Raw genomic sequence first — 22,447 nt, forward strand, 5'->3', positions numbered from 1 at the left:
CAGCGGAATCCGCGCCCAAGCCAGTCCGGTGGCGAACGGCAGGGTCGAATCCCGAGAATCACCTGTGCGCGCAGGGCCCTCTCGCCCCACGCCCCACATACGCGGGACTTGGCTCGCAAAGGCCTTCGAATCGGAGACGGCCCACTGGCCATACCCCATGTACGCGGGGCTTAGCTTTGCTTTCGCCGAGAGCGGCGCAAAGCCCGTCCGGACGGCCCGGAGTCGTCCCCTTCGTCCCATAGAATCTAGGCATCAGCAATCCCCGGCGCAGCGACTCGCGACGCCGGGATGGTCCGACCGCGGGCCCGGCAGAAGGGAAACGCCATGCTTGTCACCACCAAGGAAATGATGCTCGAGGCCCAGCGGGGCCACTACGCCATCGGCGCGTTCAACGTCGAGAACCTCGAGTTCGTCATGGCCGTGCTCGCCGCCGCGGAGGAGCGCAAGTCCCCCGTCATCATGCAGACCACGCCGGGCACCGTGAAGTACGCGAGCCTCGAGTACTTCCACGCGCTCGTCGCCGCCGCGGCCGCGCAGACCGACGTCCCCGTGGCCCTGCACCTCGACCACGGCGACGGCTACGACCGCTGCATGCAGGCCCTTCGCGTAGGCTACACCTCCGTCATGATCGACGGCTCTCACGTGCCCTTCGAGGAGAACATCGCCGTGACCGCGCCGGTCGCCAAGGCTGGCCTGGCCATGGGCGTGCCCGTCGAGGCCGAGCTCGGCAAAGTCGGCGGCAAGGAGGACGACGGCCCCGACGCCGGCAAGGAGAACCCCTTCACCGACCCCGATGAGGCCGTCGAGTTCGTCGAGCGCACCGGCTGCACGAGCCTCGCGGTGGGCGTGGGAACGGCACATGGCGTCTACAAGGGCACCCCGCACATCGAGCAGGAGATCTTGAAGGAGATTCGCTCCAAGCTCGACATCCCGCTGGTGCTGCACGGCACCTCCGGCGTGCCCGACGACCAGGTGGCCGAGGCGATCCAAAACGGCATCTGCAAGGTGAACTACGCCACCGAGCTGCGTCAGGTCTTTACCAAGGGCTTCATGGAGTACATGGCCGAGAACCCCGGCTGCTTCGATCCCAAGAAGCCGGCCAAGGTGGGCATGGCCAACATCACCAAGATCGTCGGTGACCACATGGATAACCTCGGCTCCACGGGCCGGGCGTAGGACACGGTCGCACGGCCCTCTGGCACATTCCTCCGGTCGGGGTCACTTTGCTTCGTAAAGTCCCTAAGCCCCTTCCTTCGGAATGTGCCAGAGGACCTACGGTAACGTTGCGGAAGCCCGGGCCGTGGACGCGCGCGGGTTGGGGCTTCTCTAAGTAACTGGCTGGAGGTAGCTCGTCATGGAGTACACGCTTTCCAACGGTATGCTTACACTGGGCTTCACTACGCTTGGCGGCACGTTCACGTCGATCAAGGACCCCGAGGGCAGGGAGCGGCTCTGGCAACCTGACCCGGCGGTCTGGACGGGCCAGGCGCCCATCTGCTTCCCGGTGTGCGGGGGCCTCCGCGATGGCAAGGCCACGACGCTTTCCGGAAAGCAGGTTGCGCTTGCACGCCACGGCTTTGCCCGCAAGCAGGAGTTTCAGCTCGTCCTGCACAGCGACAGGGACATCACCTTTGCGCTCGAGAGCACCCCGACCCTACTCGAGCAGTACCCCTTCCCGTTCCACTTCGAGTCGCACTATGCGCTCGAGGGCCCCACGGTGCGCGTGACGTATGCGACCACCAACACCGGCAGCGAGCCCATGCCCTTCTTCATCGGAGGCCACCCCGCATTTCGCGTTCCCGTCCTCCCGGGCGAGCGCTATGAGGACTACCGCGTGGTCTTCGAGAAGGACGAGTCCCGCACCGTGCCCACGCCCGAGGTCGACACGGGGCTCATCGACGTCGAGCACCGGCTGGAGGCGCCGCAGCATGGCCGCGTGCTCGCCATCACGCATGAGCTCTTCGATCCGGCCGAGACAATCTACGACACGCTGGAGAGCCGCGCCGCCACCCTCGAGAACGCCGACGGCTCGCTCGGCGTCCGCCTGACGTTCCCCAAGTTCCCCTACCTCATCGTCTGGAGCAAGCCGGCAGGCGACTTCGTCGCCGTCGAGCCCTGGGGCGGCCTCTCCACCTGCTCGGACGAGGACGACGTGCTCGAGCACAAGCGCGGCTGCCTCGTGGCTCAGCCCGGCGAGACAATCGAGCGCGAGTTCACGATAGAGGTCTTCTAGGCTTCCCTAGGGTCAAGCCACCCCTTGCAACGTGACAGGTGCGGCCCCGGCACGTCCGTCCCGGGGCCGCACTCCGAAAAATGAAGACCCGGACCTAAGCCCCCGCCCGATGCGCCCCTCGAAGTGCCGGGCAAAAGATGAGACGTGCAAGTATCATTCTGACCATGAACACGCGGATCGCTGACATAGCACGCGAAGTCGCAAGCGGCAGGCAGGCGAGCCTCGCCGTGCTCGCGCAGCATTTCGGCGTGTCGCAGCGGACCGTTCGCAACGACCTCAAGTCGCTCAACGCAGAGCTCGGCCGCCTGGGCTGCTCTCCAATAGAGATCGGGCGTGGCGGCACGCTGAGCACGCCCGATGACCTCTCGCAGGCATTGCCCCAGCTGGCACCGACGGACCTCTACGAGTGGCGGCTCACGCCCCCAGAGCGAGTCCGTGCCGAGGCCCTCATGCTCGCAAATTACCAGGGCTACCTCACGCTCTCCAACCTGGCAGACGCCCTGCTCGTGAGTCGCGGCACCATCATCAACGATCTGGAGCACACGAAGGGACTCATCGGCGCGAGCGGGCTGACGGTGGTCTCGCACCCAAGCCGCGGCCTGCGCGTCGACGGGCCTGAGAGTGTGCGCAGGCTGTTTTTGCTCCGCGAGAGCGACGTCGACACGAAGCCGGACGTGAGCAGCTCCTTCGCAGAGCGCCCGTCCCTTGGCGACGCGGACCCTGCCGGTCCCCTGGCGCCGTCAGGCAAGACGACCACGACAGCAGGTGGGGTCTTCTCGCCGCCGGCACTGCTTGCCGGCAACCCAAAGGTCATCAGCAAGATCGTCACCGAGCAGGAGACGGGCCACGCCCGCTGGCTCACGGGGGAGTCATTCAAGGAGGTTGTGCGCTACCTGCGCATCATGGTGAGCCGCTGCGGCATGGGCGAGCCCGTCGAGCCGCAGGACCTCGCCGAGAACAGCTGGTTTCCCATGGCGCTCGACATCGTGCGCTTCGTCTCCCAATACTGCGACATCGAGGCGGGCCGCGACGAGGCGCTCGCCCTCTCAAGCCTCCTCTCCCGCATGCAGTACCTGCGCCAGGAGGCGGACCAGGACGACGCGCCTCTCGTCCAGCTCGTGACCCGCCAGTTCATCGCGAGGATATCCGAGGAGCTTGGCGAGGACCTCAACAGCGACTTCGACCTGTTCGAGATGCTCGCAAGCCACCTCGAGTCCACGATGCGGCCCGTGCCCGTCGAGTATCCGGACACGCCGGTGATCCGCCGCGCGATTGCCGAGAACCAGAGCATCATCAATGCTGTGCGCAGGCGAGACGCGATCCTGCGCAGCTTCGCCGGACGCGAGCTCACGGATCTGGAGACCGGCTACATCGCGCTCCACGTCTGCGCCGCGATAGAGCGCAAGCACAATCGCGAGACCCGGTTGCGCATCGCAATCGCATGCAACGGCGGCATCGGGACGTCCCAGCTTCTGCTCGAGAAGCTCCGCCGTCACTTTGACTTCGACATCGTGCGAGCCGTCGCCTCGCATGAGGTCAAGGACCTTAAGCCCAGCGAGGTCGACATGGTGGTCACCACGGTGCCATTGGACACCTGCCGCATCGAGTCAGTCCACGTGTCACCCCTCCTCGACGACAACGATGTCGTGCGTGTGGCGGCCAAGGCGGACGCCCTGCGCAACAGCCGCAACCTCCCCACCCACGTCGACGACGAGCCGGACGAGGCGAAAAACCTCATCTGCGTCCTATCCCCCATCGTCCACGAGGTCGCCCCGGAGGACCTGGCTCCCCTGCTCATACGAAGGATTCGCCGCGCCGTTCGCCATTACTTCGAGGAGCGCTCCGGCGCCGGCGCGGACGAGGTCTTTGCCCCCTACCTCCCCCAGCTGCTCATCCCGAGCCACATCCTCCTCGACAAGCGGACAAACACCTGGGAGGAGACCGTGAGGGTCTCCGCCGAGCCGCTGCTCTCCGAGGGCTACATCGAGCCGCGCTATATCGAGGCGATGATCGAGAACATTCGCGAGAATGGCCCCTACGTGGTGCTGTCACCTGGCTTTGCCATGCCGCACGAGGGCCTCAACAAGGGCGCCGTGGAGACCGGCATGAGCTTCGTGCGCCTTGCCGAGCCCGTCAGCTTTGGGGCGGGCGACTTCGACCCGGTCGAGTTCGTCTGCTGCCTTGCTGCGGCGGACAAGAAGACCCACCTCAAGGCCCTCTTCTCGCTCGTTAACATGATTCGGGACCCAAAGTTCAAGCAGGAGCTGCACGACGCCTCGTCTCCGTCCGAGATTACCGGCATTCTCGAGCGTTACGAGTACGGCACCGTTGCCTGAGCGGTGGAAGCTGCGCACGCGTTATCACCAATCACAATAGAATCTAATTGGTAAACGGTCGAATATTGCTGGTGAACGGTCACCCATAGCACCAATGGACCCGTGCGCCTCGGCTCTCCCCGCCGCAATCGGGACGCTCTCCCGGTTTCCCCCAACAACGATCGTGACCTCGGAGTTTGACTACCTCCGCCTCCAGGGGGAGCAGTTTGCCACGCGCCTTGAGGTCCTCGGGGCTCCGGCGAGGATCGTCCGCTATGGGGGTTGCGACCACGGGTCCCTTGAGCTACTGGGGTCGCGTCCCCAAGCGGAGGACCTCTGCCTTGACCTCGCCCGCGAGCTCAGAAAGCTGGCGCGAGAGCCCAACTCCCGCATCGCGGCCCTCTGGCAGCACGTGGGAGGACAGACCTCGCCCCGTCAACGACTCGCGGGGGCCGAGCCGGACGCGAGCGGTAGCAAAGCGTCGGCAAGCGGCAAAGTGGCAGGAAAACAGGGCCAAAACAGGATCAAACGATGTTCCAGCCATCACGAGGCAAATCGCGTCTTTCCAGCTCAACGGCATAGAACAGAGCCCTTCACGGAACGTGAAAGGCTTTTTTCTGTCTGCCCGAAAAGCTCGTCCATACCATGGGGTCAGCGCAAGGGCGGAGGCCCGGACACCGCCGGACCGGACACCGCCGAAGTGCGGGAAGGGAAGAGGTACGGACATGATTTGGGAGGAACTGACAGAGCCGTTGATACTGCCCTCCGTCGAGGCGCAGACGTCGACGGACGTCATGAGCGAGGTGGGCGGAAGGCTCATCCAGGAGGGGTACGCGAAGTCGACGTACATCGACGCCCTCGTGGCCCGCGAGGCCGAGTACCCGACCGGGCTCGACATCGACGGGGTGGGAATCGCGATTCCCCACACGGACGTGAGTCACGTCAAGAAGGCCGGGTTGGCAATCGCCCGCCTCAACAACCACGTTCGATTCATCCAGATGGGCACCGAGGACCCCGTCGACGTGAGCCTCGTGTTCATGCTCGCCGTCGTCGATCCCAAGGCCCACCTGGAGCTCTTGCAACGCATCGTCACCGTCATCCAGGATCGCAAGGTCCTCGAGACGCTTCTCGAGTGCACCGACGCACGCGCCGTCATCGAAACCATCCGTGCCAAGGAGGAGTCACTGTGAACAAGAAGGTCATCGTCGCCTGCGGAGGTGCCGTCGCAACCAGCACCATCGCCGCGAACAAGGTCGTGGAGCTCGCCAAGAACAACGGCATCGACGTCGAGATCTGCCAGTGCCGCATCTCCGAGATCGAGTCGAACCTCGACGGGACGAGCCTCATCGTCACCACCTCGAGGGTCAAACGCGACTACGGCATCCCCCTCATCACGGGCATGCCGTTCATCTCGGGAGTCGGCGTCGAGAAGACCGAGAAGGCCATCCTGGACGTCCTGAACAAGTAAACCCCGCCCCCGTAAGGAGCACATCATGTGGGTCATCCAGTACATCGTTGACATGGGCGCATCCGTGATGCTCCCGATCATCATCGCGGTCCTCAGCATCATCCTCGGCGTCAAGCCCGGGAAGGCCATCCGTGCCGGCCTCATGATCGGCGTGGGCTTCGTAGGCCTCGGCCTCATCGTCAACCTCATGAACGACCAGCTCGGTCCCGCCGCCGCGGCCATGAGCAAGCGCTTTGGCCTCTCGCTCTCCGTCGTCGACATCGGCTGGCCGGGCGCCTCGCCCATCACCTGGGCCTCCAGCGTCGCCATGGTCGCCATTCCCCTCGCCATCGCCATCAACGTCGTCATGCTCGCGCTCAAGCTCACTCGCACGGTCAACATCGACATCTGGAACATCTGGCACATGACGTTCACCGGCGCCATCGTCTCCACCGTGACCGGCAACTTCGCGCTTGGCCTGCTCGGCGTGGCGATCCACGCGGTCATCGCCTACAAGCTCGGCGACCTCTGGGTGCCGATTATGGAGGACTACTTCGAGCTTGACGGCATCACCGTCCCGCACGGCACCTCGGCCACCATGGGTCCCATCGCCTGCGTCGTCGACTGGGTCATGGACCGCATCCCCGGCGTCCGTGACATCGACATCAACGCCGGCACGCTTCAGGAGCGCGTGGGGGTGTTTGGTGAGCCCGTCGTGATTGGCTTCATCCTTGGCGCCGGCATCGGATTCCTCGCGGGCTATGACCCCAAGAGCGCACTGCCCCTGGGCGTGAACATGTCTGCGGTGATGATCCTCATGCCCAAGGTCGTCAGGTGCATCATGGACGGCCTCCTGCCGCTCTCCGAGCGCGCCAAGGAGCTCATGAACAAGCACTTCAACGGCGAGAAGTTCTACATCGGCCTTGACCCCGCGATCCTGCTCGGTGACTCGCAGGTCGTCACCGCCGGGCTCATCTTCATCCCGCTCACCCTGCTGCTTGCCGTACTGATCCCGGGCAACCGCGTGTTGCCCTTCGCCGATCTCGCCACCATCGGCTTCTTCATCGCCATGGCCGTGGGCGTGCACAGGGGCAACCTCTTCCGCACCCTGTTCTCCGGCCTCATCATCATGGCGCTGACCATCTGGATCACCAACCAGACAATTCCCTGGCTTACCGCGCTTGGCATCGCCACGGGATCCATCGATCCCAACTCTACGATCGCCGCGCTCGACCAGGGCGGCAACCCCATCACCTACATCGTGACCCAGTGTCTCACGCTCCAGAACGTCGCAGGGCTCGTGGCCGTGGCCGCCATCTACGTGGTCAGCCTCGTGTTCACGGTCCGTCTCTCCAACAAGCGCCGCGCCGAGCTCGAGAAGGACGCTCAGCAGTAGCCGGCTCCACCCAGGAGGGCCGCAGCCTCCCCTAATCCGACCGTCGCCTCCCGAACCTCAGCTTTTCTCGGCCACCTGGCCAACGATTCCCACCCATTCGACAACTAAAGACCACCTGTCGTGTCACCTGAAAAGGGGTGTCTGGGACGTCGCGTCTCAAAACCCCAGGAAAGGAACAATCATGACCACCATGAAGGCCGGCGTCGTGCACGCCAAGGACGACATCCGCTACGAGGAGATCGAGAAGCCCACGCCCAAGGCGGGCGAGGTGCTCGTGAAGGTCAAGTACACCGGCATCTGCGGCTCCGACGTACCGCGCGTGCTCGGCACCGCCTGCCACTACTTCCCCAACGTCTTGGGCCATGAGTTCTCCGGCACGGTCGCCGAGGTTGGCGAGGGGGTCACGAGCGTGAAGCCGGGAGACCGCGTGGCGGGCGTGCCCCTCGTGCCCTGCATGGAGTGCGACGACTGCAAGCGCGGCGACTTCTCGCTCTGCAAGCACTACAGCTTCGTGGGCTCTCGCCAGTTCGGCAGCTTTGCCGAGTACGTCTGCGTGCCCGAGCTCAACACCGTGAAGTTCGCCGACGAGGTCACCTTCGAGCAGGCGGCACTCTTCGAGCCGACCACCATCGCCCTCCATGGCATCGAGCGCCTCGACTTCAAGGGCGGCCACACCGTAGCGGTGCTCGGCGGCGGCACCATCGGCATCCTCACGGCGATGTGGGCCAAGGCCTTCGGCGCCCGCGAGGTGACCGTCTTCGACATCGTTCCCGAGCGCCTCGAGTTCGCCAAGAAGATGGGCGCGACCGCCGGCGTCAACACGCTTGACAAGGACTATCGCGAGCAGGCCTTGGCCCTCACGGACGGTCGCGGGTACGACTACCTCTTCGAGACGGCCGGTGCGACGCCCACGATGAAGATGGCCTTCGACCTGGCCGCCAACAAGGCGCAGATCTGCTTCATCGGCACGCCCAAGAAGGAGATCTCGTTCACCGTGGACGAGTGGGAGTGCATCAACCGCAAGGAGTTCGCGATGACGGGCTCCTGGATGAGCTACTCCGCCCCGTTCCCCGGCCACGAGTGGTCGCTCACTGCCGAGGCTTATGCAACAGGTATGATAAAGTTCGACGAAGGGCTCGTCTTCAAGAAGTTCCCCCTCTCGAAGATCGACGAGGCGTTTGACATGTATCGGACGCCTGGCGCTGTGAAGGGCAAAATCCTCATCGATTCCGAGGCCTAGGGTCCTCTCCAAGCTCTCTGGCGCGCCTCCCCACCGGGAGTCGCGCCACCCATCAGCACCACTTCCACGAAAGGGGCACCTATGTTTGAGAAGAGCGCCGCGGAGCTCGAGGAGCTCGGGGCCTACGCGACCACCTCCGAGATAATCCAGCAGCCGGACATCTGGCTGGACACATTCGACGTCTATGCCCAACATGCCGAGGAGGTCAGGGCGTTTCTCGAGAGCGCGCGACCAGCCGAGGGAGGACGCGTCACCGTCGTGTTCACGGGCGCCGGCTCCTCGGAGTACGTCGGCAACACCTGCTCCCCCTACCTGCGCTCGGTCGTGCGTGGCCACGGCTTCGACTTCAAGCCGGTCGCCTCGACCGACCTCGTGTCCGCCCCCACCCAGTTCCTGAGCCCCGACGACCCGACCGTCCTCGTCTCGTTCGCGCGTTCCGGCAATAGCCCCGAGAGCCTCGCCGCAATCGAGGTGGTGCGCACGGTGTGCACCTCGGTCAAATTCCTTAACATCACCTGCGCGCCCGACGGCCGCCTTGCCACCGAGATGCAGAACGACCCCGACGCCCTCACGCTGCTGCTCCCCAAGGCGAATGACGACGGCTTCGCCATGACGGGCAGCTATTCTTGCATGTATCTGCTCGCCACCTTGCTGTTTGACCCCAGTGACGACGACAGCAAGCGCGCGTGGGTCGAAGCCGCTTCTCGACTGGGAAGGGATGTCCTGAGGCGAGAGGAGCAGGTCTCTTCCTACGTCGAGGGTGACTTCTCCCGTGTCACATACCTCGGGTCCGGAGCCCTCGGGGGCCTCGCCCAGGAGGCCCAGCTCAAGATCCTCGAGCTTGCCGCCGGAGAGACGGCCACGTCGTTTGGGACCTCGATGGGTTACCGACATGGGCCCAAGAGCTTCGTAGACGCCAGCACTCTCGTCTTTCTTTTTGTCAGCAACGATCACTACACCCGCCAGTACGACCTCGACATGCTCAACGAAATCAAGGCGGATGGCATCTGCAAACGCGTGGTTGCAATCGAGCAGGATACGGGCGAGCTCTTTGGCGGCACGTCGTTCGACCTCTCTGGCGAGGAGGCGCTCCCCGATGGCTACCTCGTTCTGCCGTTCGTGATCTTTGGGCAGACAATCGCCCTGCACAACTCGATTCGCGTGGACGACACACCCGATACACCTAGCCCCACGGGCCAAGTCACACGCGTGGTCCACGGGGTGACCATCCATCCCTTTGTCGTATAACGCCCTCTCGGGCGCAGCCGTTTTCCAATCCCAAAGTCGAGAAAGGCCGTCCATGATTACCACTGTCACGCTCAACGCATCCATTGACAAGGCGTACCGCATCGCCCAGGGGCTTGAGGTGGGGTCGGTCATGCGCGTCGCCGACGCCCACGACACGGCTGGCGGCAAGGGCCTCAACGCGAGCCGCGCGGTGGCGACCTGTGGGGAGGACGTCATCGCGACGGGATTCGTGGGCGGCCACAACGGCGAGCTGCTGCGCAGCCTGCTCGACGCGGACGGCATCCGCCACGACTTCGTGACCGTCGCCAACGAGACGCGCTGCTGCATCAATGTGCTTGACGCCAACGGGACGTCGACCGAGTTCCTCGAGCCGGGCCGCGAGGTCACGGTGGCCGACGTCGCCGCAGTCGAGGACAAGGTGCGCGAGTTGGCGGGCAGGAGCGACGTCGTGACCATCGACGGCAGCGTGCCGGCGGGCGCGGACGACAACGTGTACGCGCGCCTTATCGGCATCGTGCGCAAGGCGGGAAAACCCGTCATCCTTGATACGTCGGGCAAGCTGCTCACGGAGAGCCTTTGCGCGCGGCCGGCAATGATCAAGCCCAACACGGACGAAATCGCGGCGATTCTTGGGCGCAAACCCAGCTCACTCGACGAGATCGTCGCCGCAGCACGCGAGGTTCGCGAGCAGCATGGGGTGGAGATCGTCGTCGTCTCCCTTGGCGGCGACGGGGCAATCATGAGCTGTGCGGACGGGGAGTTCCGCGGCACGGCACCAAAGATCGAGGTCGTGAACACGGTTGGTTCGGGCGACACGCTTGTGGGCGCATTCTCCGTGGCGACCGCGCGCGGCCTCTCGCTGCCCGAGCGCCTGCGCTATGCCATGGCCTGCGCGAGCGCCAACTGCCTCACGCCCAGCACGGGCAACTTCGAGCTCGAGGTTGCCGAGCGGCTGCGGGCCCAGACCACCGTCGAGAGGATCTAGGGACAGCGCACGAGAAGCCACGCTCGGCCTGCGGAGAAACGACACGCGGCTCGTCGCCTTGGTTGCGACGGGCCGCGCCGTTTGTGGGCGGTGGCGTTCGCAAACGGCGCGCCGTCCTCACCGCGCCCGCGTGATGAGGCGCGCCGCCCAGGCAAGGCGCTGGTAGCCATACTCGAGAAACTCGCGGTAGCCGCAGTAGGCATCGTCGTAGTAGGCGATGTTCAGGCGCTTGCAGTTGCGGTGGCACATGCCCTCGAAGGGGCAGGTCGCGCAGGCGGAGCACGGGCGGCGGGGCTCGGCAAGGAAGCGCCGCACGGCATCGCAGGTCGCCATGTCCTCGAGCGAGTCGCGCGTGACGTTGCCGCAGCGCCACTCGTCGAGGGCATAGAAGTCACAGGGAAACACGTCGCCGTTGCCCTCGACCACGAACTGCGGCGCGCATTGCCCCAGCATGCCGCACTGGACGGGACGGCGGCCCAGGCTCATGCCCATGATGTCATCGAAGAGCCCCACCGAGATGTAGTGCCCGCGTTCGAGCTCGCGCAGCCACTGGTCGAGCAGCGCGCGATAGAAGCCCGCGAAGGCGTGGGGCGTGAGCGAGTACTCGTCCGCCTGTTCCCCCAGTCCCGGCAGGCAGGGAATGTACTGCACGTAGTCGACGCGCTCGCGCATGAGGAACCGAAACGCCTGCTGGGGATGCTTGGCCAGCTGGTCGGTCAGCACCGTGAGCACGTTGAACTCGACGCCGTCGTCCTTGAGACGCGCGATGGCCCTCATGATGCGACCGTACGTCCCCGCACCTGCCGCGTCCGGGCGCAGGTAGTCGTGGATGTCCTTGGTGCCGTCCACCGACACGCCCACGAGGAAGCGATGCCTGGCCAGAAAGTCGGCCCACGCGGGGTCGGCCGCCACGGCAAGGCCGTTGGTCTGGAGGGCGTACGTGACCGTCTGGCTCTCGTGATGCGCCTCAACGTAGGCAACGAAGTCCCGGAAGAACGGCAGACCCGCCAGCGTGGGTTCGCCGCCCTGGAAGGCAAAGGCCACCTGCGCGTCCGGCGCGAGGGCAAGCGCCTTGTCGATGATCGCGTGGGCGGTCGCGGCACTCATGCGAGAGGTGACCGCATGCTCGCGATGCTCTGCCACGTCGTGATAGAAGCAGTAGCGGCACCGCATGTTGCACGCCGAGGATGCTGGCTTGATGAGGAAGCTGATGTGTTTGGTCATGATGACATTGTACGCCGACGGGCCGCGCGCCCATTCTTCCGGCTCTGCGGGCCTCCTCCCGGCGGACCACCTGGCCCAAGTTCTTGCCCGCATCCGCGAGTCGGCACCCAAAAGAGGGGCCCGACGCCAAGTGGCAGTCGGGCCCCAAAGGTGAGCTATTCCTTCGTGATCCAGATCGGCGAGGCCCAGGCGGTCTGACCGTCGGCCTGGACGACCTTGGCAAACCAGCTGTGTTCGCGCGCCTCGGGCCTCACGGAGAAGCTCGTGGCCACCTCGTACTGGTCGGCCAGGAATCCCTGGTGCACCTTGAGCTTGTAGGCGTTGTGGTACCACGCATCACTGCGATAGAACTCCGCGGGATGCCCGGCCTGCTCAACGAGCCGCTTGGCCTCGTCCTCGAAGACCTCGAGGAAGCTGCCGGCCAAGATCTTGCGGACGGGCCACGCGAAGTCACGCCCGGACACCGAGAGCCTCACGTCGCCGTCGACGGGCGCCTCGAGCTCAAAGACGAAGCCCTCCGTGCGCATGGCGCTGTCGCCCATCCAGTGCGTGCCGCTCGTCTTCTGAGACTTTGCCGTGAACTCGACGCGCCGCTTGCCCACCACCTCGAAGCGATTCTCGAAGCTCGAGAACACGGGCTCGACGCTCACGACGCGACCCTCGGTCTCGAGCGAGCCCTGCCAGAGCTTGCTCGTGGCCTCGGGGAAGTACTTGACGTTGGGACCCCAGCCAAACTCGACGCGGAACTTGAAGCGCATGGTCGCACCCGCCGACGCCACGGCGTCGGCCGCACCGGGCGTGCCTGCCGCCCCCAGCTCGGGCCAAGGCACCACGTGCACGTCGGCCAGGTCGCCGTCGCGGTAGAGCTCGATGCGCTCCACCTTGCTTGCCGCCGCGGCCCGCACGTCGATGGCAACCTCGTCGGAGGCCGTCGAGAACACCGACCCCAAAGGATGGCCCTCGGCCTCGGCATACACGTCGACGCGCGGGCCCGTGAAGCCGTACACGCGCCGAGACACGAGCGCGTCCCAAATCGCGTCCTTGCTGTAGTCTGCCGCCCACACGCCGGCACGGCCGTAGCGCACCATGGCCGGCACTTCGTGGTTGTCGCCCGAGCAGATGATGCCGAAGTGATAACCGCGCTTGATGCCGGCCACCACACTCGTCTCGTCCACGCGCGGTCCCATGTGGATGTGACGCTCCATGGGAATGGAGGTCTCGCCGCGCTCCGAGCTACCGTGGTGTGAGAACGTCTCCACGAACGGCGAGAACGTCTCGTCGTGCGTGGCCCAGTTCTTGCCGCGGTTGCCCAGCGAGTAGGCCAAGTGGTGCGGGATGCCGATGACGTCCTGGCCACGGTAGTCCTCCACCAGCTGCTGATATCGTACCGGCAGCTCGATGTCACCGCCCGTCTTGAAGTAGACGTTGTGGTCGCCATCCTCGCCCGTGCCCTGCCACTCGAAGCCCGGCAGGCTCACGAAGCCGTCGGACTCCTCGCGGTTGCGCAGGAAGTCGCAGATGCGCCCCCACTGCTCGCGCATGGGCTCGGGGTCTATCTCGGCCTCGGTGGAGAAGGAGTCCGACACCTTCACCACGTGGTAGGGATAGTACGCAAGCGTGAAGAAGTCGCTCACGCGCTCGCAGTGCTCAAACCACCTCTCAAGCTCGTCGATCTGCCCCGGATGAAGGTTGAGGTGCAGGTCGGTGATGAAGCTGGTATAGCCGCTCTCGTCCGCATGGCCCCTGACCTCGACGCGATGGGGGCCGATGGGACGATACTTCGATTCCGTCGCCTCGTTTGCCACCTGGTCTCCCCCTACATGATTCCGAGCGCGACCATGATGGCCGCGAAGACGAGTATGCCCACCAGCAGTTTGTTGGCACTCCAGCCGCGCTTGGAGATGAGCAGGTAGCTCACGACGGCCACGACGAGCGGCACGAGGTTGGGCATGATCTTGTCCAGGATGTCCTGGATTGCGATCTTCATGTCGCCTGCCGTGTAGACCCACGTGATGGGCGCCTTGATGGTGGTGGCCGCCACGCCACCGATCACGATGAGGCCCACGATGGTGAGGGCCGTGGTGATCTTGTCCTTGAGCTCGGCGTTGGTGAGCAGCTTCACCGCGTCGAGGCCCAGCGAGTAGCCGCGCACGAACAGGAAATACTTGAGCGGGACCACGATGCCGCACCACAGCGCCAGAAACACGATGGGGCCCACGGGCGAGCCGCCCGTGGAGAGGCCGATGCCGATGGAGAGCAGGATCGGGTTGAGCGTGCCCACGAGCACCGAGTCCCCAATGCCGGCGAAGGGCCCCATAAGGGCGTTCTTCGTGGAGCTGATGATCTCCTCGTCGAAGCTCGGGTCGTTGGCCTTCTCCTCCTCGAGGGCCAGCGTGATGCCCGGGATGACGGAGCCCAGCTGCGGCTCGGTGTTGAAGAAGGTCATGTTGCGTTTGAGTGCCTCGGAGAGGCCCTTCTTGTCGTCGCCGTAGAGCTTCTCGAGCGCGCCCGAGAGGCTGTGGCAGAAGGGCGTGCCCTGCATGCGCTCGTAGTTCTGCGAGCTCAGGCTGAAGAACGCCCAACGCCAGGAGGCGACGGAGACGTCGTGCTTGGACAGGTGTACCTCGTGGCGCTTGGATGCGGTCTCGCTCGTGGCGGTCGTGGTAGTCGCCTGGTCGTTAGCGCTCCTCATAGTTGCCCTCCTCGTCCTCGATGGCGGATGCGGCGGCGGCTGCGGCGACGGCCGGACCCGCGCCCTTGCCGCTATAGCGGGCCATCACGTAGATGAGGGCAAACGCGATGGCGACGAACACGAGCGACGTCGTGGTGACGCCGAACGACGAGGCGATGACCCAGCCGAAGATGAACAGGAAGACCATCCACTTCTCCTGGATGATCTGGTTGAGCAGGATGGCGAAGCCCAGGGCGGGCAGCATCTTGCCGCCAACGGCCAGCCAGCTGAGCACCACCGGCGGCAGGGCCGCGAAGAGGCCCTCGGCAAAGGGGGCGCCCAGGTAGCACGTGGCGGCCACGATGAAGAAGCGCTCGACGAACTCGATGATCTGGCCGTTGATGTTGGCAACGCGGATGCCGCGGGCATCCCCGGCCTCGGCGCACCTGTCGGCGCGGTGCGGCCAGATGGCGTTGAACGTCATCGTTAAGTTGTGCAGGGCCACGCCCAGAGCGCCCAGCGGGATGGCGAGCGTCACGGCCATGTCGGAGTTGCCGCCCGCGGCCAGGGCCAGCGGGATGCCGATGAAGGCCGCCAGGTTGAGGTCAGACGGGACCGCACCGCCGGGCGTGATCTGGCCGATGAAGAGCGCCTGCACGGCCACGCCGCACAGCACGCCGCCGGTGACGTCGCCAAGGATGATGCCGCAGATGAGGCCCGCGACGAGGGGCCTGCCGATGCCGTACCAGCCACCGGTGGTGCCGCACAGCCAGGGAACCTGGTTGCGGCCAAGGTATGCGAACAGGCCGATGAGGGCCGCCTGCCAAAGTGCCATGGTCTCCTCCTATCGATTGAGCGCCTGGGTGAAGTCATTCTCGGGATCTGCCGGGACCTGGCGCTGGGTAAAGCGCGTGCCCTTTGCGGCGACCTCGCGGACGGCTTCTGCCTCGTCGGCGGTGAGGTGGACGGTGTTTGCGTACGCCGTCGTGCCGGGCCGATTGGGGACGTTGCCCATATTCACGACGTCGAAGTCGTAGCCCAGCCGGTCGAGCTCGCGCAGGGTGACCACATGTGGCAGCACCACGAAGACACGCTCGCCGGGATAGGCGTGCTCATCGCTCAGGCGCTCGACGGCCTTGGCCGGCGTGAGGATCGAGAGCTTCACCGAGATGGGCTTGGCCACCTTGAGTGCCATCTTCTGCGTCTCGTCGCGCACGGCGAGGTCGTCGATGACCACGATGCGCGTCACGTCGAGGCGCGGCACCCAGGCCGTCGCCACCTGACCGTGGATGCCGCGGGCGTCGACGCGCACGCCGACGATCTGATGCGGCTCGTCAGATGCCGGTGCCGGAGCAGACGGAACCGGCGCTGGCACAGCGTCGGGCTCCTCCTCGCCGCGGGCCGCGGCCTTGACGTCGCGGATGCCCGCGCGCCCCTCGGCGATGAGCGTCTTCGCGTCCGCTCCCTGGATGGCAGCCGTGACCACCATCGGCAGGTTGGCCCCGGAGACGATGCTCACGCGGTCGTCGTCCGCATAGCGCTTGAGCGCAGCGTTGCAGGGCGAGCCGCCGAACAGGTCCGCGAAGACCTGTACGTGCTCCGACCCAGCCAGGCGCTCGTCGAGTGCCGAGAGCTTGCGCTCGAGGTCGTCGGGGCCATCCTCGACAGCCAGGCTAACCGTGAGGATGTCGTCACGCTCGCCCGCGATCATGCCCACGGAGCCCTTCAGCGCCTCGGGCAGTCCTCCGTGTCCTACCAAGACGATTGCGTCCAAGGCTCTCCTCCCTTCCCTTTCGCGTCGCTGGGATTGCCCCACGACGCCCCGCGCGGGCTTGCACCCGCCCTTCCTTTCACGCCTTCCGTGCCCCCACGGCCGTTGTCCACGCTTGCCGGACTATGGGGCCAACCGCCGGTGCCGCCCGCAAGAAGCGATGAAAACGATGCGGACGGACTCCTGCGCCCGCCGGCCCGGTTGCCCTACGCCATGCCGCGCTCGCGCACCGTGAAGTGCCCGCCGAGGCTCTCGTAGTCGGACGGGTCCCTCGAACCGGCGGCCACGCACTCCCGACGATTCACCTTCCATGTGGGCTTGATGGCGATTGGCCCCTTGAGCAGCGGGTCGTGGGTCCTCTCCATGAACGCCCGCAGCCGGGTGCGCATGTCCGCAAGCATGGACGCGTAGCGCTCGTCGCCTGCCACGTCGTTCGTCTCGAAGGTGTCGTAGTAGAGGTCGTAGAGGGCCTCGGCGTCCTTGGTGACGTCGGCGAGCCCGTGGGCCTCGTAGAAGTCCTTCGTGGGCGAGCCGTCCACGTTCGACCGGTTGACGCGCAGCCATCCCTCGTCGAAGCAGCGCACGTACTTGTAGCGCTCGGTGCGCACGGAGCGGATGGGCTCGTAGGAGGTGTGGAAGTTGACCTCGGCAAAGACCGCGTCGTCACCGGGGACCTCCTCGCCCGAGAAGAGCGCGGCGAGACTCCGTCCCTCGAGGTAGGCGGGCTTGTCGATCCCCAGGAGGTCGAGCAGCGTAGGTACGACGTCAATGTGGGAGACGAGACCCTCGAACGTGCGACGTGCCAGCGTGGCGCCCGGCACGCGAATCGCCATAAGCACGCCCACACCCGCGTCGGAAAGGGTGCACTTCTCGAACGGGAAGGCAAGGCCGTGGTCGGTGGTGAGCAGGACGACCGTGTCGTCGTAGTGCCCCGTCCGCTTGAGCGCGTCGATGACGAGGCCCACGTTTTCGTCCGCCAAGCGCGCGCTTGCCAGGAAGCCCGCGTAGTCCTCGCGTGTGACCTCGTTGTTTGCGATGTTGACCGGCGGGCGGGCATAGTCGGCCGCCCCCGAGGCCGGCTCGGGCCAGGCACGGTGCGTGGCATGCTGGCCAAAGGAGACGAAGAAGGGGCGCTTCCCGTCATAGGCCTCGAGCCAACGCACGAGGTTGCGGGCGTTCTCGGCGTCCCACGCCACGAGGTCGCGCTCGGCATAGGGCGTCGCGTCGGCGGTGATGTCCTCCTCGTAGCCAAGCGTTCTAAGCGCAAGGGCGTGGTCGGTGTAGTAACCAACCTCGTGCTGCACGCCACAGAGAACACTGCGCCACCCGGCACCTGCCAACACGTGGGCCAGGTGCTTGGAGGCGTCGAGCTCAAAGCCACGCTGCGCCAGACCCAGCATGCCGTTCTGGTGCGGGTACGTACCGGTCAGGAGGCCCGCCCGGCTGGGCGAGCAGGTGGGCGCCACGCTAAAGGCGTGCTCGAACAGCAGACCGTCCTCGGCAAGCGCCTGCATATTGGGTGTGTCGACCGCATAGCCATAGGGCGAGACGACGCATCCCGTGTCGTGCGTATGCAGGTACAGGACGTTCATGGGCGCTCCCTTGGCCGTGGCCTGTCTCGAACCGGTATGCTCGGCCAGCAGGCATCGGTACCGGAGGAGAACTATGGAAAAAGTTCCATGGATTTATTGGAAACAATACCAGTCTACTGTTTCGACATTATTTCCTCTCGGTATATGGAATATTTTCCGGCCAACGGGAGGCAATGGGGCCCGAGCGGCAGACAGACAGCGAGCTTCAAGTCGGACGGGAATCATCCGCCGGCGCGGTCAAGTCAGACAGCAGCCGTTTGATAAGCGAAGGTAGCGTGAAGCGACACACGTGGCGAAGGTGGAGCCAGTATCCAAGCGCAGCTACTCGTTCGCCCCGGCTATGGAGGCCACCTCGCGAAGCAGGCATTCCAGGTAGAGAAAGACCACGACCTGGTCCTCGAGCGCATGGCGCGAGGCAAAGTCGTTGCTGATCCACGGCAGGACGACCGTCTCGCTGGCCTTCTGGGCACAGGCGATCTTTGGGTTCATCGTGATGAGGACGACCGTGCACCCGCGGTCGCGAAGCGACCCCATGAGCGAGCCGTACGAGCGATTTCCCCGTCCGTTCAGCGAGATGACGATGCAGAGGTCACCCTCGCCGAGGATGGTGGAGATGTCATCCATGACCTGAGGGTCGGACGTCGTCTGATTGAAGATGCCGATGCGCATGAGCCTGATGGAGAGCTGCATGACGCTCTCGTAGGTGCGGTTTGCACCCCATATGCTGATTCGCCGTGCACGGGCGATGGTCTCGGCCAGGCGGCGCAGCTGGTCTCGGTCGACGCCGTCGGCAAGCTTGCGCGCATAGAGCGCATAGGCGTCGGCAAGGAACGCGAGGCTATCCGCCGGCTTTGAGCTCTCGCCCGCCCCGCCGTCGCGAGAGAGCAGGTAGCGGTTCATCGAGAAGCGAAACTCGGCATAGCCGCTGTAGCCCGCCCGCTGGCACATTCGCATGATAGAGGTGCTGGCGAGGCCCGCCTCCTCGGCCACCTTGGAGATGGTCTTGTTCACGACGGAGGAGGGGTTGGCCAGGAAGTACCGGGCCGCCGCGGCCTCCGAAGGCGTAAACGCCTCCATACCCCGCTCAAGCCGACCTATCGGGTCATTTCCCAACTCCCCACCCCTCCCAACAATCACAAGAAGCACAGCCGTTCGACCCCGTCCAAGCCAGCCCGCCGCAGCCGGCCATCGAGAGCCCTCCCGTCAACGCAGGCCCGCCGCCAGCATTCCGGACCGAGGGGCTCAGGGACTTTGCAAAGCAAAGTGACCCCGAGGGGAGGAATGCTGACGGCGGGCCGGACAGCCGCGTCAGAGGCTCTCGATTACCTTCACGACCTCGTCGACGTACTGCTCGCAGATGGCCGGGGTCGCGGCCTCCACCATCACGCGGACCATGGGCTCGGTGCCGCTCGCGCGCACGACGGCCCGGCCCTCGCCCTCGAGCGCCGTCTCCACGTTGGCGACGGCCGCCTTCACGCGTTCGTCGGCCATGACGGCGTTCTTGTCGGGCACCACGACGTTCTTGAGCAGCTGCGGGTAGATCTTGACCGGCTCGGTGAGCTCGCCCAGCGTCTTCTTGGAGCCGATTATGGCCTCCATCACGCGCAGGCTCGTGTTGATGCCGTCGCCCGTGGCGCTGTACTTGGAGAAGATCACGTGCCCGCTCTGCTCGCCGCCGAGCGAGTAGCCGTTCTCGACCATGCAGGCCGAGACGTACTTGTCACCCACCGGCGTCTGCTCGTAGGAGATGCCCTCGCGCTGCAGCGCCTTGTAGAGGCCCAGGTTGCTCATGACGGTGGTGACCACGGTGTCCTTGGCGAGCTGCCCGAGCTTGTGCATGTAGGAGCCGCAGGCGTACATGATGAGGTCGCCGTCGGCCACCTTGCCGTGCTCGTCCACCGCGATGCAGCGGTCGGCGTCGCCGTCGTAGGCAAAGCCCACGTCGAGGCCCTTCTCGTTCACGAGGTTCTGGAGCTGCTCGATGTGGGTGGAGCCGCAGCCGCGGTTGATGTTGAAGCCGTTGGGCTCGTTGGAGACCACGTAGGTCTTGGCGCCCAGCGCGTCGAACACGCCCTTGGCGATGGGCGTGGAGGCACCGTTGGCGCAGTCGAGGCCAATGCGGTAGCCATGCAGCGAGAAACTCGCCGAGCTGATGAGGAAGCCGATGTAGCGGTTGCGGCCCTCGACGTAGTCGATCGTGCGACCGATGTCCTCGCCCGTGGCCAGCGGCACGTCGCTCTTGCCGTCGATGTAAGCCTCGACCCGCTCGAGCACCTCGGGCTCCATCTTATAGCCGCCCGAGTTGATGAGCTTGATGCCGTTGTCAGTGTAGGGATTGTGCGAGGCGGTGATCATAATGCCGCAGTCGAAGTCCTCACTGCGCACCACGTAGCTCACGGACGGCGTGGTGGTGACGTGGAGCAGGTAGGCGTCGGCGCCGGAGGCCACAAGGCCCGCGCCCAGCGCGTACTCGAACATGTAGCTTGAGCGACGCGTGTCCTTGCCGATGACCACCTTGGCCTTGCGACCCTCGTGCAGGCCGTAGTACCAGCCCACGAAGCGCCCGATCTTGAAGGCGTGGTCGACGGTGAGGCCCTCGTTGGCACGGCCGCGGAAGCCGTCTGTACCAAAGTACTTCATAGCAATCTCCTCGGTTGGCTGCAGGTCAGCCCGGTTGCGCGGACGCCGCCGGGCCGTGGGATGCGTCGGCCGTCCTAGCACCGAGCACGCGCGTCCCCGCAGGCGCCCCATGCGCCCGCGTTGCATGTGCCAACCATTATGCGCCCGGGTGCAGGCGCGGCTCCGACGGGCGCGGAAAAACGGCGAATCGCCGCAAGTGGGGGATTTGGGCGAGCCGGCGCGGGCTGGCACCAACCGACTTGCGCGTCGACGCACAGCCACCCAACGCCGCCCGGCTAGCTGTTAAGTGCCAACAGGTTGTTTACGCCCGGAGCGTGACAAACAGGGAGGGTCCCGCGAAGCTGTGGATCGTCCAGGTCCGCGGCGTCGAGAGGGGCCCTCCCATGTGCCAGCACCCCAACGCGAGGCTCACGCCCAGGGGGCGCGAGACGATGGTCGCCCGCATACGGGGAGGCGAGGGCGTCGGCGAGGTCGCGAGGCAGATGGGCGCGGGCCGCCAGACCGCCAGCAGGCGGCTCGCCCGCGCCGGGCGCGGCGAACCGATGACGGACCGCGCGAGCAGGCCGCGCACGCTCGCGAGGCTCACGCCCCGCGAGGCCGAGGACAGGGTCTGCGGGAAGCGCGGGGCCGAAACCGAGATTTCTTCCTGCGGCAGGGTCGAGGTCCCATTCGAGACGACTCGGGGGGGCTTTCCTACACACGCTCCTGGTGGGGGGGGGCGTCCGCACGACCCACGCTCCGGCCCGCTCCGAAGCCTCCCTACGCGCGCGCCAGCCAGGGACTGCCGGCGAGCTTGCGCATGAGGGCGTCCTTGGCCGCCGCACCCGTCACCTCATCAATGATGTGCAGGTAGATGGCACAGCTGATGCCATAGGCATCCGAGCCGAGGAAACACACGCCCGTGGCCTGGCCCTCCGCGAGCCTGCCCGCCAGCGCCTCCTCGGCCGCAGCCTTGATCTGGGCCGTCACGGTGTCGAGGTCCGCGTCGAGCGCCACGGCCACGTCGACCTCGCACAGGGTGGCCGACCCGGCGCTCAGGCGCTTGAGGGCGGTCTTGTTGAGCACCGAGTTGGGGATGACCTGCTCGTTGCCGAGACGGTCGCGCACGGTGGTGCTGCGCCAGTTGACGTCGACCACCTCGCCCGAGAAGCCCGAGACCTCCACGCGGTCGCCCGGCTGCACCACCTTGCCCGCCATGAGGCCCAGCCCACCGATGACGTTGGAGACCGTGTCCTGAAGGCCGAAGGAGATGACGAGGGAGGTGACGCCCAGGGCGGTGACGAAGGCCGTGGGCTGGATCCCAAAGACCGGCTGCAACACGGAGAGCAGGCAGAACGCCCACACGAGCGCGCGGGTGATGTTGATGAAGATGCTCGCGCTGGGCACGTCGCTCGCGTCAAGCAGGCGGCGCAGGAGCCTCGTGAGCACGTGCGCGATGGCGGCGGCCACCACCACGGCCACCGCGAACGTGACGGCCCGGACAAGCAGGTCGTCCGCCGTGAGGCCAAAGATCACGGTCTTGCTGAGCGTCTCCTCCATGTGTTCCTCCTCATGGTTGCTGGGTCTCTGGTACCTGGTGAGATGCCTCGCCCGGAAGGCGGCGCGTCGGTGTGACAAATCATCCGGAAGGAAATATGTCACGGGCAGGGTGGTCGTGGCGAAAATGTGACAAATCATCCGGAAGG

At 65.7% G+C, this 22,447-nt stretch carries 18 protein-coding genes and 1 pseudogene; 10 read left to right on the forward strand and 9 right to left on the reverse strand.

Going from position 1 to position 22,447, the window contains the following annotated elements:
• The first annotated feature begins 324 nt into the window (after positions 1-324).
• The 10 genes and pseudogenes from EFAMC1_RS05010 (at position 325) to EFAMC1_RS05055 (ending at position 10,864) form a co-directional block, all read left to right on the forward strand.
• On the forward strand, positions 325-1,176 hold the full coding sequence (locus EFAMC1_RS05010) for a ketose-bisphosphate aldolase (RefSeq protein WP_154053215.1): 852 nt from the start codon (positions 325-327) through the stop codon (positions 1,174-1,176).
• 178 nt (positions 1,177-1,354) lie between these two features.
• A complete protein-coding gene (locus tag EFAMC1_RS05015; RefSeq protein ID WP_154053216.1) occupies positions 1,355-2,233 on the forward strand; it encodes an aldose 1-epimerase family protein in 879 nt (292 codons plus the stop codon).
• A 164-nt stretch (positions 2,234-2,397) separates the two neighbouring features.
• Positions 2,398-4,569 carry a BglG family transcription antiterminator gene (locus tag EFAMC1_RS05020; RefSeq protein WP_187324571.1) on the forward strand — a complete coding sequence of 724 codons (2,172 nt, stop codon included), beginning with the start codon at positions 2,398-2,400 and terminating at the stop codon, positions 4,567-4,569.
• A 94-nt stretch (positions 4,570-4,663) separates the two neighbouring features.
• Positions 4,664-4,834 (forward strand): annotated as a pseudogene (locus tag EFAMC1_RS11435) (alpha/beta hydrolase fold domain-containing protein); the annotation flags it as partial.
• A gap of 439 nt (positions 4,835-5,273) precedes the next feature.
• Entirely contained in the window at positions 5,274-5,738 is a 465-nt protein-coding gene (locus tag EFAMC1_RS05030; RefSeq protein WP_154053218.1) for a PTS sugar transporter subunit IIA, read from the forward strand.
• The gene (gene gatB / locus EFAMC1_RS05035; RefSeq protein ID WP_154053246.1) at positions 5,735-6,016 is read left to right on the forward strand and encodes a PTS galactitol transporter subunit IIB; all 282 of its coding nucleotides are present in this window, start codon (positions 5,735-5,737) and stop codon (positions 6,014-6,016) included. The genes EFAMC1_RS05030 and gatB overlap by 4 nt, the downstream gene beginning before the upstream one ends.
• 25 nt (positions 6,017-6,041) lie before the next feature.
• Positions 6,042-7,391 carry a PTS galactitol transporter subunit IIC gene (locus EFAMC1_RS05040; protein WP_154053219.1) on the forward strand — a complete coding sequence of 450 codons (1,350 nt, stop codon included), beginning with the start codon at positions 6,042-6,044 and terminating at the stop codon, positions 7,389-7,391.
• A gap of 181 nt (positions 7,392-7,572) precedes the next feature.
• Positions 7,573-8,631: a galactitol-1-phosphate 5-dehydrogenase gene (locus EFAMC1_RS05045; protein ID WP_222838650.1), complete on the forward strand. Its 1,059-nt coding sequence runs from the start codon at positions 7,573-7,575 to the stop codon at positions 8,629-8,631.
• An 81-nt stretch (positions 8,632-8,712) separates the two neighbouring features.
• Positions 8,713-9,879, forward strand: a complete 1,167-nt coding sequence (locus tag EFAMC1_RS05050; protein WP_154053220.1) for an SIS domain-containing protein — start codon at positions 8,713-8,715, stop codon at positions 9,877-9,879.
• 52 nt (positions 9,880-9,931) lie between these two features.
• Positions 9,932-10,864 (forward strand): 1-phosphofructokinase family hexose kinase, encoded by a 933-nt coding sequence (locus EFAMC1_RS05055; RefSeq protein WP_154053221.1) that lies wholly within the window; start codon positions 9,932-9,934, stop codon positions 10,862-10,864.
• A 117-nt stretch (positions 10,865-10,981) separates the two neighbouring features.
• On the opposite strand, the gene EFAMC1_RS05060 is transcribed toward EFAMC1_RS05055, so the two are convergent.
• The 9 genes from EFAMC1_RS05060 to EFAMC1_RS05105 form a co-directional block, all read right to left on the reverse strand.
• Complete coding sequence (locus EFAMC1_RS05060; RefSeq protein WP_154053222.1) at positions 10,982-12,088, reverse strand: radical SAM/SPASM domain-containing protein; 1,107 nt, start codon at positions 12,086-12,088, stop codon at positions 10,982-10,984.
• A 155-nt stretch (positions 12,089-12,243) separates the two neighbouring features.
• Complete coding sequence (locus tag EFAMC1_RS05065; RefSeq protein ID WP_222838651.1) at positions 12,244-13,893, reverse strand: DUF3604 domain-containing protein; 1,650 nt, start codon at positions 13,891-13,893, stop codon at positions 12,244-12,246.
• Positions 13,894-13,904: 11 nt separating this feature from the next.
• A complete protein-coding gene (locus tag EFAMC1_RS05070) occupies positions 13,905-14,780 on the reverse strand; it encodes a PTS system mannose/fructose/sorbose family transporter subunit IID (protein WP_154053223.1) in 876 nt (291 codons plus the stop codon).
• Positions 14,767-15,594 (reverse strand): PTS mannose/fructose/sorbose/N-acetylgalactosamine transporter subunit IIC, encoded by an 828-nt coding sequence (locus tag EFAMC1_RS05075; RefSeq protein WP_154053224.1) that lies wholly within the window; start codon positions 15,592-15,594, stop codon positions 14,767-14,769. Before EFAMC1_RS05075 ends, EFAMC1_RS05070 begins: the two co-directional genes overlap by 14 nt.
• Before the next feature lie 9 nt (positions 15,595-15,603).
• Positions 15,604-16,533: a PTS mannose/fructose/sorbose transporter subunit IIAB gene (locus EFAMC1_RS05080; RefSeq protein ID WP_187324572.1), complete on the reverse strand. Its 930-nt coding sequence runs from the start codon at positions 16,531-16,533 to the stop codon at positions 15,604-15,606.
• 203 nt (positions 16,534-16,736) lie between these two features.
• Positions 16,737-18,122, reverse strand: a complete 1,386-nt coding sequence (locus EFAMC1_RS05085; RefSeq protein ID WP_154053226.1) for a sulfatase — start codon at positions 18,120-18,122, stop codon at positions 16,737-16,739.
• Positions 18,123-18,443: 321 nt separating this feature from the next.
• Positions 18,444-19,199 carry a MurR/RpiR family transcriptional regulator gene (locus tag EFAMC1_RS05090; RefSeq protein ID WP_154053227.1) on the reverse strand — a complete coding sequence of 252 codons (756 nt, stop codon included), beginning with the start codon at positions 19,197-19,199 and terminating at the stop codon, positions 18,444-18,446.
• 231 nt (positions 19,200-19,430) lie between these two features.
• Positions 19,431-20,762 (reverse strand): phosphoglucosamine mutase, encoded by a 1,332-nt coding sequence (glmM, locus tag EFAMC1_RS05095; RefSeq protein ID WP_154053228.1) that lies wholly within the window; start codon positions 20,760-20,762, stop codon positions 19,431-19,433.
• A gap of 759 nt (positions 20,763-21,521) precedes the next feature.
• Positions 21,522-22,301 carry a mechanosensitive ion channel family protein gene (locus EFAMC1_RS05105; protein ID WP_154053230.1) on the reverse strand — a complete coding sequence of 260 codons (780 nt, stop codon included), beginning with the start codon at positions 22,299-22,301 and terminating at the stop codon, positions 21,522-21,524.
• Positions 22,302-22,447 lie beyond the last annotated feature (146 nt).

Source organism: Olsenella uli (assembly GCF_901212675.1).
In the GTDB taxonomy this organism is placed as follows: Bacteria; Actinomycetota; Coriobacteriia; order Coriobacteriales; family Atopobiaceae; genus Parolsenella; species Parolsenella uli_B.